Genomic DNA, 12,100 nt, shown 5'->3' on the forward strand with positions numbered 1-12,100 from the left:
CTCCATGATCAGGATGGTGTACTCCGAGGCCACGCCGATGGTCATCGAGCCCAGGCAAGCCGTCAGCGGAGTGTAGTCGATCCCGAGAGCGTACATGATCAGCCCGTTCCAGCCGATGATCATGATGATCGGGACCAGCGGCGACGCCGCCTTCCCGATCTTCCTGTACACGAGGAAGAGGAAGGCCAGGATCAGCCCGAAGCCGAGGAGGGTCATCTGCGTCTTCCCTTTCTCGATGTCGTCTATCAGGGTCGTGAACAGTTCCAGTTTGCCGGTCGGGTCGGCGACAATCCCGGCAGGGGGCTTCTCCCAGGCAATGTCCTGTCGCACCTTCGTGATCAGGTCTTTGGCCTGTTCCATCTCCATGTCGGTAAGGGAGAACTGGACGACCGCCTCCATGTTGCCGGCAAGATATTTTCTCTTGGTATCGTCGGGGATCCGGTCGAGAACGGCCCGCACCTCGGCATCGGTCTGTGGCATCACGCCGTTGTTGTACCGCAGGATCTCGGTGATGATGCTGGTCGCTCCGGTGATCTGGGCGTTTTCCTCCACCTCATAGGCCGAGAACCCCTGCATCCACCGCAAACTTTCGAGGGAGGTGACACCGTCGCCCCTGATATAGACGGGCAGTGTCTGGGTCGAGCCCATGGTCCGGACGATCTTTTTCAGGTCCACGACCGCCGGCATGTCGGAGGGGACGAAGGTCTGCTCGTCGGTGCTGATCCTGATCTCGTTGTCCATCTCGACGCCGATGAAGGCGACGAGGCCGAGGATGAGGAGGATGGGGATGGGGTTCTTTGCGATCTTCACCGCAAGGTTGCCGAGGAACTGGTTGTATGCCTCGATCGCACCGCCACTGGTGGCACTCTCCTCCTTCTTCGGCCGGTATTTCACCAGGACGCCGAAGGTCGGGACGGCGATGAGGGCGGCAAGATAGCACATCACCACGCCGATGACGCAGACCATCCCGAAGCTCCGCACCATGGGGACAGGCGAGATCCCCATGGCGATAAAGCCCATGGAGGTGGAGAGCATCGCATACAGGACAGAGGGGCCGGTCTTCGTGATCGTCGTGATCACCGACTCGTCGATCGGGGCGAGGCGTCTCTCCTCTTCAAAACGGGAGTGGAACTGGATCGCGTAGTCGATCCCGATGCCGATGAGCACCGGGAAGGCGCCGATGGTCGCCATGTTGATGTGGATCCCGGCAATCCCCATCAGCCCGAAGGTGAGAATGAGGCCGGTGGCCACGACCGCCACCGGGAGGAGGCGGTACCTGACATGGGAGAAGAGGAGACCGACGGCAAGGATCATGAGGAGCATCGCGGCCCCGATGAGGACGCCCATCGAGGCGCCCATCTCCTGTTTCATCTGCTGGGCAAAGGCAGGGTCTCCGCTGACCGTCACCTGGACGCCGGGAGGAGGATTGGAGATCGCCACAACAGAGGCGATGGAAGTGAGCACGTTCTCCCGGACCTCGGAGGAGACGCCCGGTTCGAGGGTGACGATCCCGATGGTCATCATATTCGATGGGACGTAGCGCCCCAGGATCTCAGGCGGGACAAGCGCCTTCGCTGTCTGCACCTCCGCGGCAGACGCCGGCAGGGTGCCGCCGTTCACCTGCCTGACCAGGTCGGCGATGCTCTGCGTCGAGGCGACGTACCGTTCGTCGGCGATGTCTGCCTGGACTCTGTCCATATAGGCGAGCACTTCGGGGTTGAGGACATCGTCGGTCTCGACAAGGAGCATGATGCTGTCCGACATGAAGGAGTCGGCATATTTGTCAAAGAGCATCCCGCGGGGGGTGGTCTTGTCCATATAGGTATCCGACCCCGTCTCCATCGAGATGAGGCCCGTGCCGTAGAAGGCGACGAGCATGACCGCGACGAAGAGGCCGGCAACCACCGCGGGGTGCCTGACAATCATATCTGCAATAATCTGGTAGGGAGATTTCACACCGCGACCTCCGTCATGCCTATACGTAGGCATGGAGTGCAGATATATCATTTGTTGCGATCAAGACAACAAAGTATGGCGGAGAACACAGGAACCTCCTTCACCCTCTAATACGTACAGGAAGAGAGGATGGGAAGGTCAGGGAGAATTCCTGTTCTGGTGCCTGTGCCGGGAGATACCCGGTCACCAGAATAGTCCGGGGGCTTGCCCCCGGTCCACTCTTCTTTCCCCGGCAGGTGGTCGCCGTCCTCCTCCGGGGGGCATCGCTCGAAAACCTACGGTCAACGGAAAATCAGAGATTTGTCATGGACCGAAGGCCTTCGAGTAGTCCCCCGGCAGAGAGTGTGGGGAAGGCGGAGGATTCGCGCGTTCCCCATAAGATCAGAGGAATACATCGACCCGATCAAGAGCGATTCTCCAAAGCCGATGCAAGCATCCCTCAACTCCACTGCATCCCACGTTTCAGGAAAAGTTCCTCGTAGTCCTTGTAGGCCATGATATATTCGGCATGGGGCCAGATGAGGGGGTAGACCACATAGGCGAAACCCTCGGCCCACTTCGGGTGGTCCTTGATCCCGTCGATCATCACCATCTTGTCCTCCCGCAGGATGCCTGAGGAACGGAAGAGGTCGACCCATTCCTCGAAGCGTGCGATGGTGGAGATATGCTCGGGAAACATGTACTCGTGGGCGATGTCCAGGACCCAGCCGAGGTACACCTCGGCCCTGTCATAGTCGCCGATATGGATGAAGTGGCGCGCCAGCTGGCAGGTGAAGTGCGGCCAGGGGCCATAACCACCGTTGTTGCGGTCCCATGACTCAGGGTAACGGTTGAGGCCGCCCAGTTCGCGGTCCCAGAGGGCGGCGTCCAGCCTCCTGACCGTGTTGATCACCCGCAGGTCACGGTCCTTCAGCAGCCCGAAATAGGCCGGTGCGTACTCGGCCACATCGGGCTCAAAGATCACCGAGGCAAAGGGGTCGTAGCCGAGGGGCTTGCTCCCCTTCTCCTTGATCCGGATCGCCTTGACAAAGGTGCGCCTCCTCGCGCTGTACAGGCACCGGAGGATGCTCTGCTTGATCAGCTCGGCCTGCCGCGCCCAGTCACCCACCTCCTTCCCGAGGTGCTGGCCCATCTTCACCGCTTCGAGGATGCCCGCGCAGCAGGCCGAGTTCGCATAGATCTCAAACCCGTGCTCGTAGGCAGGGTACTCGTGGATGCTGTTGATCGTGTGGACCAGGTGGATCTCGTCGTTCTTGTTTCGCAGGATGAAGGTGACCGCGTCGGTTACGTTCTTCCAGAACTCTTCGGCGATATCGTAGCCGTGGAGTTCGGAGTATTTGCCGAGAGTATAGAGGGCGACGCCGTTGCAGTCGATCTGGAGTTCCTTGTAACTGGTGTCCATGCCGTCCACATTGCACCGCTGGGGGAACTCACCTGTCGGCTTCTGGGTCGAGAGAATGAATCGCAGGGCCCTCCTGCTCTCCTCGACAAGGCCGGCCCGCAACGCCCCAAGCGTGACGATCGAGTGGTCCCGCACGTAGATGAAGGGATAGCGCGTGCCAGGCGGGCTGGCATAAAAGCCGCCATTCGCATGCTGGTTCTTCTTTATAACCTCGATGCTCGACTGGCACAACTTCCCGGCTTCCTGCAAATTCATACGCCACCATCACTGGAACTTGAAAATACAGGCCACCTTCTTCATCATCTCGTCCACTTCAGCCCTTTCGAGGCCGGCATTGACGATAGCATCGTCGTTGTAGACGGTCGCCCCCGCGGGATTGGCATCGCTTGCAAGGTGGAGCGAGGTCTTCTTGCCGGCCATCTCGGCACGCTTCGCTCGCAGGCAGTGGTGAAAGAGACAGAAGATGTTGGAAACCGCAAGGCTCCTCCGCATCTCGATGAGCATTCCAAACTCCTCGGGTTCTTCCCCGAACTCCTCGACGAACTCCTGGACAACACTGAAAAACGGGCAGATATGGAGGACGTTCACCCCACCCATCGGGTCCCCTTCAAGGCCTGCCCCCTCCCGTTCACCGAGTGCTGAGGCGATGGCTTCTATCCAGGCGATCGTCTTTTCAGGCCCCTGCGACCTGACACTCTCGACAATTGCCAGAAGAAACGACGTCACCAGAACCTGTTTCACATCCATCACGATACCCCGGGGTGCATCCCATCACATATTGCATTGGTTTTATATTTTTTCAAGTATTTGATTGACCGCCTGGTTCCAACCCTCAGGGCCGACGCCGTCGGCATGCATTACCTCCGGATCTGCTTTTTCGTACGACCCGTCAGGCTTCTGGACCAGAATGGGGATGTCTGTCGCCGCAAGCATGGGAAGATCGTTCGTGCTGTCGCCAAGGCCGACGGTCGTCACCGTCCCGTACTCCTGCTCGAAGAGAGCGGCAAGGAGAGAGACGGCCCTGCCCTTGTCATTGTCCCCGGTCAGATGGAAGTACCGGCCTCCCCGCGTGTGCCTGAGACCCCGGGCCTCGATCTCCCCGAGGACTGCCTCGACACAGGCAAGATCAGGGACGACAAAGGGTTCGTCGTACTCCCTCATCCTGGCCAGACGTGCCGATGCACGGTCCAGCCCCACGTCATGGGCGACCTCCTCGACGGACATGTCCCCGAACCCGACGACTTTACACCCGGTCTTCGACCCGATCCCCCGGAGGGCCGATCGCAGATTATCGTAGGGCGCGCCGAGTTCTATCACTAGATAGCCCCCGGTCTCGCGGGTGTGATCGACAGGCACGGTGAAGTAGCCGCGGGGGATGAAGATTGCTCCCCCGTTCTCGCTGATGAACGGGTCCGTGAAACCCAGTTTATCCCTGACGACCTCGATCTCGGCCCTCGTCTTGCTCGTGCAGATGACAAGAGGGCACCTCTTCAGGGAGAGGAGGCGGAGTGCCGGGGCCGCGGCGGCAAAAGAATACGTGTCGTGGTCCAGGAGTGTCCCGTCCAGATCGGTGAATATGACGTGGATGCTCTCCCCCCCGACCCCTACTCCCTGATGATATGCTCATCCTCAATGATCGTCCTGATCAGTTTGTGCCTGAGCCGCGGTATGGCCGAACTGGCCCTGAGCCAGTCAGGGATCTGCGCATGTGCAGGTGAGATCAGGTATTCGTTCCCGGCCTCCACGATGACCCTCTCGAAACGATCGATGTAATGCTCCTCATCGTGCCGGTTGTACCGGATCTGGTTGCAGATCGCATCGGTGTGGTACTGCCGCAGGCGGTCCTGCGCCGTCCTCCGGTACAGCACCCTGAGACTGGTGAGAAAAGCCGGCGAGATCTCGCAGCCGTCGACCTCGGTCATCGCCCGCAGGAGAGTGACCAGGATATCCCCGGCCATCTTCAGCAGCCCTTCGGTCCTGCCGGCGCCGATCAGTTTGTGTTTGTGGTCGTAATAGCCGAGGTCGGTCTGGCAGATCCGTTTCTTCACCACCGACCTGTACACCTCGTAGAGGGTGCCGATCTCAAGCCCCCAGTCCATGGGGATCCTGATGTTCAGGGCCAGGTCTGAAGTGAGGGCGATCTCCCCGGCAAGAGGGTACCGGAAACTGCGCAGGTATCGCAGGATGTCAGACTGATGGCATGTTTTCGTCTGGAGGGAATCGATCAGGGGGTGGAGGAAGAGGCGCGTTACCCTCCCGTAGAAGGTGGCGCGGCCGTCGCCCAGGCGGGCATAATACCCCTTGTTGAAGAAGTAGTCAAGGTCCGGGTCCACCAGGGGGAAGGCGAGTTTCATCGGGATCTCGCAGGAATAGTTCAGGATGTCGGCGTCGTGCATGACGACGGCATAGGCGTCCACCGACGCGGCGCCGAGGGCCAGCCAGGTGTCCCGTCCCTTGCCCTGAAGACCGAGGTCTATCCCTTCTTTCCCGAGGTCACCGATGATCGCTTCGATGCCCGGACTGTTGCACCACATGACCCGGTGAGGGCGCTCCAGCGAGTTGAAGAAGTGTGCCGCCGACCTGAACTCCTCCTCTGACCGGGCATAAAGTGCTACCAGGACATTATTCAGGAATGTCGCCTTGTTCAGTTCGGCGACGATGCCGGGCAACGCGCCATGACTGAGGTCGCCGTAGGCCAGTGGCAAAACCAGGTTGATCGGCCTCTCCTCCTTGAGATCCTCGAGAAACCTCAGGGTTCTCGACTTTTCATACCCAAAATCATGGATCGTCGTGATCGGCCCCTGATCGAAATCCATCGAAAACCCCCTCCGAGCAGGCGCATATATCACGACTTTTATATTTATACCCACCCCCTGTGGCAGGACATGGACGACTGAATTGAAAAGACAGAACAGGATAAGGCAATCAAACACCATGAAAGGCGATAAAAACGAATGCGAGGGAAGGGATTCGAACCCTCGAATGCCTGCGCAATTAGGCCCTGAACCTAACGCCTTTGACCTGGCTTGGCTACCCTCGCGCTAATAACTGTTCTCACTCAACTGAAATAAAGATATGCCTTGCCCCTGCCTCCCGGCCGCCTCACAAAGGCAAGATGAGGGGTGATAGGCGGGGCCTCGCAGGAAGGGACATGAGGGTATGGAGACGGACTCCTGTCAGCCGAAAAAACCGCCAAATTCTTCTCCAATGCCGGGAGGGTGCTTTGTATCATAAATATTTCCCGTTAGTATTATAGTGCCGGCGGATGCACACATATATTAATGGATGATTCAAGGTACGAGTCACTGAAGATCGAAAATATCGTCGCATCCGGTGTCATAGCTGATTCCATCGATCTCGGGGAGGTCTCGAAAAAGGTTCCGAACTGCGAGCTGAACACGAAGCGCTTCCCCGGCGCAGTCTACCGGATCGAAAAACCGAAGATCGCCTCCCTGATCTTCTCCTCAGGCAAGGTCGTCCTTACCGGGATCCGGAACAAGCAGGATCTCTACGATGGCCTCAATATCATCGTCCAGTCCCTCAAGGAGGCGGGGGTCGACACCTACGACGAACCGAGGGTCGGGATCACCAATATCGTCTGCTCGTACGACATCGGACGGTACATCAACCTCAACAAGGTCGTGATCACCCTTAACCTGGAGAACATCGAGTACGAACCCGAGCAGTTCCCCGGCCTCGTCTACAGGATCAAGGACCCGAAGATTGTGGCTCTCCTCTTCTCCTCAGGCAAGATCATCCTCACCGGTGGGAAGAACCTCGAGGACATCAAGCGCGGCCTCGACTTCCTCGAGCAGAAGCTCGAAAGCATAATGTGATTTTACAGGATCTGTAAAATTACAATTTTTTGAGTGGCGCCGGCGACGGCGATTTTCATTCTGTCAGACTCGCCGGCGCTCGCAACGTGAAAATGTACGGTTTTATCGATTCTTTAGAATCGGGCATGAACCGCGGGCTCACGCATACGTGATGAAAATTTCTCGTTGCAGTTCTCCTGAGTGCGGAGGGATACTTGATTCCTCTCCTTGCAACAGGGCACCTGAAGGATACTGTTCAATTGCCGCCCCTCGGCTATCTTCATCCGTGGGGGGTCCGGGGGAAACGAGCGCAAGCGAGTTCGAGAACACAGGAAATCGGAGATTTCCTGAGCAGGCACATCTATGATGTGCCATGAGCCAGAGGCTTTCGAGGGAGTCCCGTGGTCGAAAGTACGGGGAAGGGGGTGGACTTATTGCATTCTTCCGGGGGGTTCACCCCCCGGTCCCCCCACCATTAAGATAGGGGTAGGTGGCAATCTCTCCCCCTCAGTAATCCCATTCGCACTTCCCGGATCCTATCCTGACATCGGGGTTCCGGGGGCAACGAACGATAGCGAGTTCGAGAACACAGGGAATTGAAGATTCCCAGTGAAGGAAGATCTTCGATCTTCCGTGAATCTTGATTTTCGGCGTAGTCCCCCGGCCGAGAGTGCGGGGAAGGCGGCGGACCAGCGCTCACCCCATTGAACCGCAGGGGATCCCACGACCGGCGTACGAGAATCTCTCCCGAAACCCCTCACCAGAACCGGCGGGTGAGTACGTAGTTCCTCTCCGCCTTCAAGATCTCCCTGTACATCGCATCTTCATCCCTGCTTTTTCCAAGGACCCGCGCGGCGGTTTCGGGGCCGACGCCCCGTGCGGCGAGGGCGATCACCGCGGGCCTCCCGTAACTGAGGACAAGATTGGCATTCCGCAGGACACGCGCCTCGACGGCCCGGTCTTCGGCACTCTTCTTCGCTTTCTTGATCACGCCGATCTGCTCCTCCTCCCAGGGTTTGAGCGCGGCGATCAGGCGTGCCGAGCAGAGAGGGCACTGCGGGCGGTCTGGCACCCTCTCAACATGGGTCCGACTCGTCCACTTCTTGCAGTGCATGCAGAAGAGCACGACCTTATCCCCGGCAAGGCGGCGTTTCAGGGTCGAGATCACCGCCTGGTCGGCGGTCGGCGGCGGGACCATGTCGCGGGACGAGGAAAGGCCGTCGGCGCCGAGGATGGAGAGGGGACCGACATGGAGGGCGACCTCGCCGGCCTGCACCGCGGCGAAGACCTTCTGCGCCCCTTCCACGTCCATGGTGGCGCGGAAGAGTTCGGTGTACGCCTCGTCGGCCACCACCGTCCCCTCGAAGGCCTCGATAAGGCGGTGGAGACTGATCTTCTCGTAGTCGGCGTCGGCGTCGATCGCCCCGAACTTCTTCGCGACCTGCACGAGTTTCCACTTGAAGAGGGATGTGTGGCGGAGGGCGAGGCGGAGGATGCCGCCGACATGCGTCGGGTCGGTGGTGAGGAGGAACTCCCGCACCTCTGCCGCACGGACGGCCTTCGGGAGACGGAGCATCGCGCGGTAGGCACCGCTCTCGATCCCGACCGTCGTGCCGTAGCGTGCCGAGATCAGGACGGAGAGCACGCGTGCAATCGCCTCGTTCGCCCGGTGGCCGGCGCAGATGTTGCAGACCACGCCCTCGTCCGAGTTCTCCAGGGTGATCAGGCGGTCGGTCGGCACCGGCGTCCTGTTCCTGTCCATCTCCCTGAGATAAGAGGTGGCGAAGGCGAGCGCCGTCTCGTCGTCGGTATAGGCAGCGAGGTCGCGCGTCCGGCGCAGGCGGCCGACCTCGTCGGCCACGGCAAAGGGGACAGGGATCTGCTCCCCCTCCCAGGACGGGAGTTCGCCCTTCGCCTCCCGCGCCGGCTCGACGGTGAGGCGGCCGTCCTCGAAGTCGAGCACCCGCCACAGTTTCCCCCGCGTGATGAAGACAGCGCCGGTGTGGACGAAACCGACGACAAAGGACTCGTCCAATGTCCCGACCGTCCGCCTGGCGACCAGGTCGTAGACAGGCACCTTCCTCTCGTCATGGATCATCGAGAGGTTTGCAGAGAGATACCGCCGGGCGCGGGAGGTGGTGACGATATGACGGGCCGCGCCCTCCCCATCCAGCCTGATCAGCCGGTGCCCTTCGAGCTGCGTGCAGACAGCGTCAAGGAGGGTGCCGGCGTCCGCAAAGCACCCCGAGCGTTCAAGGATGGTGCGGACCTTTACCACCCCGATCTCGCCGTACTCCACCGCAAGGGCGGCGACGGCATTGGCACAGACGTCGGCGGCATTCAGGTACGGGGCGACCGCCTCGATCTCGCCGGCCCGCGCCCGGCGCATGATCACGAGAGATTCGAGGAGGTCGTCGAAGCCTGTCGCGAGCACCGTCCCCCGCGAGACGGCGTACAACTGGTGGCCTGCCCTCCCGACCCTCTGGACCAGGCGGGCCACCTCACGGGGGCTGCCGAACTGGACCACATGGCCGATATGTCCGATATCGATGCCCAGTTCCATCGAGGAGGTGCAGATGAGACTCCGCACCGCGCCGGCCCTGAACCTGTCCTCGGCATCGACCCGCACCTCCTTCGAGAGAGAACCGTGGTGGACCTCGACGTCGCCCCTCTCCATGAGAGCGTGGCCGAGGGCCTCCGCGGTGACGCGGGTGTTCACGAAGACGAGGGAGGAGGGTTCGGCGTCGATCATCTCCCCGACACAGGCCGCCTGCTTCGAGAACTCACCGCCGCAGAAGCGGACCCCGAGGTCGAGTTGCTTCGCGACCGGCACCTCGACAAGGGTGAAGGGGCGTGCGCCGCAGAGGTACCGGCCGATATCGTCGGGGTTGCCGACCGTCGCCGAGAGGCCGATCCTCTGGAACTCACCCGCGTACTCCTGTATCCGCTCAAGGGCGACGGCGAGTTGAGCGCCGCGCTTGCTCCCGGCGAGTTCGTGGACCTCGTCGACGATCACGTGACCGACATGCGCGAGGTGCTGCCGCAGCCTCTTACCCATGAAGAGAGCCTGCACGGTCTCGGGGGTCGTGATCAGGAGGTCTGGCGGCGAGAGGGCCTGCTTGCGGCGGACCGTCTGGGGGGTGTCGCCGTGCCGCACCCCGACGGTGAGGCCGAGCCTCTCGCACCACCACTGGAGGCGTTCGAGGATGTCGCGGTTGAGGGCGCGCAGGGGCGTGATGTACAGCGCCCTGATGCCGGGTCCGTCCTCTTTGAGCAGGGCGTTGAAGACCGGGAACATGGCGCTCTCCGTCTTGCCCGTGCCCGTCGGGGCGATCAGGACCAGGTTGTCGCCGGCGAGGAGGTGAGGGATCGCCCGCTCCTGCGCCTCGGAGAGTTCCTCGAAGCCCCGCTCGTCAATGAGCGCCCGCACCCGCGGGTCAAGGAGGTCACGCGCCGCGCTGTTCCCTGATCTCTGCAAGGGTCCCGATGTAGGTCCCGTCACGCAGCCACACCTCGGCATTGTCGTCGTCGATACACCGCACGAGCGGCCCGAGACCGCTCTCTTTCAGTTCGAGCACGTCCACCCCGCCGGAAAACTCGCAGGCCGCGGGCACGGCGAGGACGCGTGTCCCGTCCCCCCACCCCTCGCCGGTGAGGGATGAGTACAGGTAGGCGGGTTCTGCCCGCAGGGAGCACCCCACCTCGTCGGAGAGGGAGACGACCGGGTGGAGGTGGCCGATCACGAGGAGGCCACCCGCTAGGTCTGGGTCGGGATGGGTATGGCCGTGGAGATAGCCGGCCCCGTCGATGCGTGCGCCCGCCGCAGGGAGGAGTTCGCCGTCCTTAAGAAAACGTGCGATCCCGCCGTCATGGTTGCCGGGCAGCACCTTCACCTCGGTCAGGTCCCTGAAGGAGTCGAGGAGAGCCGGGAGTTCGTCGTATTCCTGCCTGCTCGTTATGGGCACCGCATGCTTCACGTCGCCGAGGAGGAGGAGGAGGTCGGGGCCTGTCTCCCTGACGGCGGCAAGGACCCGCAACGCCCTCGCCCTGCTCCTGCTCTGCACATGCACGCCCGCGCGGGCAAGGCCTGACTCGATCCCGAAATGGAGGTCCGCGACGACGAGCACCCTTTCCGTGTTCTCCATCAGGAGGGCCGGGACGTCCGGGAGGAATTCCGGGTGCATCAGATCAGCCTCACCTGCCCGGTCGAGGGGGTATAGCACTCCCCCTCCTCCAGCAGGGCATAAAGGGCCGCTTCGGCCGCCGCCCGCCCGACGCCCCTTTCCCCGGCGCGGGCAAAGAGGTCCTCTTCACTGCCACGCCGGCCAGGGCACTCTTCGAGAAGGGAGAGGAGGAGGGAGCGGGCGTCCTGTGTCGCGCCACCTGCCGGCCCCTCGGGCACGCTCGAAAGCGCCGCCCGGACCATCAGGGCCATCCCGGCGATCTCTCCGGCGTCGCCGTCGGCGGCGGCGAGCGCCTCGATCCGGCCGAGGGTGAGGTCTGCCGTCCGCAGCACCCAGAGGTCACGCACCGGCTTTTCCACCCGCGCCACCGCCTCGGGTACCAGCGTGACCTCCCCGCCCGAGACGGCGAGGGTCCCGCTCACCGCGACAAATGCCGGCGGCTCGATCGAACGTAAGGAATCGGCCGCCTCCCCGCGCCACCCCGCGGCGACCGTGATCGTGCCGGTCGGGTCGGCGACACGGGCGGTGACCCGTCCCCCCGCGGCCCTGACCGCCGTCAGGGCGCCCGTGAAAAAGACCCGCCGCCCGCGCGCACCGGTCGGTGAAAGGAAGGTTTCGCCGTCAAATTCGGTCGTCCGCGCCATTTCCCCGGCAAACAGCCTGACCGCCGCCGCGAGAGAGACAGCCCGACCATTCGGCGCATCCATACCGTAGCGTGTACTCCCCGGCCACATAAAGATCAG

9 protein-coding genes and 1 tRNA gene are annotated in these 12,100 nt (G+C 61.8%); 1 reads left to right on the top strand and 9 read right to left on the bottom strand.

Going from position 1 to position 12,100, the window contains the following annotated elements; all coding sequences use genetic code 11:
• From BP869_RS06435 to BP869_RS06460, 6 genes are all read right to left on the bottom strand, one after another.
• Positions 1-1,956: hydrophobe/amphiphile efflux-3 (HAE3) family transporter (locus tag BP869_RS06435; protein WP_342678002.1), on the bottom strand; the 1,956-nt coding region annotated here is incomplete at its 3' end.
• A gap of 439 nt (positions 1,957-2,395) precedes the next feature.
• Positions 2,396-3,613, bottom strand: coding sequence for a hypothetical protein (locus tag BP869_RS06440; protein ID WP_342678004.1), 1,218 nt, complete (start codon positions 3,611-3,613; stop codon positions 2,396-2,398).
• A 9-nt stretch (positions 3,614-3,622) separates the two neighbouring features.
• A complete protein-coding gene (locus tag BP869_RS06445; protein WP_067050061.1) occupies positions 3,623-4,105 on the bottom strand; it encodes a hypothetical protein in 483 nt (160 codons plus the stop codon).
• 42 nt (positions 4,106-4,147) lie between these two features.
• Positions 4,148-4,945: a mannosyl-3-phosphoglycerate phosphatase gene (mpgP, locus tag BP869_RS06450; RefSeq protein ID WP_342679102.1), complete on the bottom strand. Its 798-nt coding sequence runs from the start codon at positions 4,943-4,945 to the stop codon at positions 4,148-4,150.
• Positions 4,946-4,962: 17 nt separating this feature from the next.
• On the bottom strand, positions 4,963-6,174 hold the full coding sequence (locus tag BP869_RS06455) for a glucosyl-3-phosphoglycerate synthase (protein WP_342678007.1): 1,212 nt from the start codon (positions 6,172-6,174) through the stop codon (positions 4,963-4,965).
• Positions 6,175-6,313: 139 nt separating this feature from the next.
• Positions 6,314-6,398 (bottom strand) — tRNA-Leu (locus BP869_RS06460).
• Between the two features lie 241 nt (positions 6,399-6,639).
• Here BP869_RS06460 and BP869_RS06465 point away from each other — a divergent pair.
• Entirely contained in the window at positions 6,640-7,194 is a 555-nt protein-coding gene (locus tag BP869_RS06465; protein WP_067050052.1) for a TATA-box-binding protein, read from the top strand.
• 736 nt (positions 7,195-7,930) lie between these two features.
• Here BP869_RS06465 and BP869_RS06470 read toward each other — a convergent pair.
• From BP869_RS06470 to BP869_RS06480, 3 genes are read right to left on the bottom strand one after another with little or no spacing between them, the layout of a single operon-like run.
• On the bottom strand, positions 7,931-10,693 hold the full coding sequence (locus BP869_RS06470) for a DEAD/DEAH box helicase (protein WP_342678010.1): 2,763 nt from the start codon (positions 10,691-10,693) through the stop codon (positions 7,931-7,933).
• Positions 10,620-11,357 (bottom strand): metallophosphoesterase, encoded by a 738-nt coding sequence (locus BP869_RS06475; RefSeq protein WP_342678012.1) that lies wholly within the window; start codon positions 11,355-11,357, stop codon positions 10,620-10,622. Before BP869_RS06475 ends, BP869_RS06470 begins: the two co-directional genes overlap by 74 nt.
• The gene (locus tag BP869_RS06480) at positions 11,357-12,064 is read right to left on the bottom strand and encodes a hypothetical protein (RefSeq protein WP_342678014.1); all 708 of its coding nucleotides are present in this window, start codon (positions 12,062-12,064) and stop codon (positions 11,357-11,359) included. The genes BP869_RS06475 and BP869_RS06480 overlap by 1 nt, the downstream gene beginning before the upstream one ends.
• Positions 12,065-12,100: the final 36 nt, after the last annotated feature.

The organism is Methanofollis sp. UBA420 (genome assembly GCF_002498315.1).
Taxonomy (GTDB): domain Archaea; phylum Halobacteriota; class Methanomicrobia; order Methanomicrobiales; family Methanofollaceae; genus Methanofollis.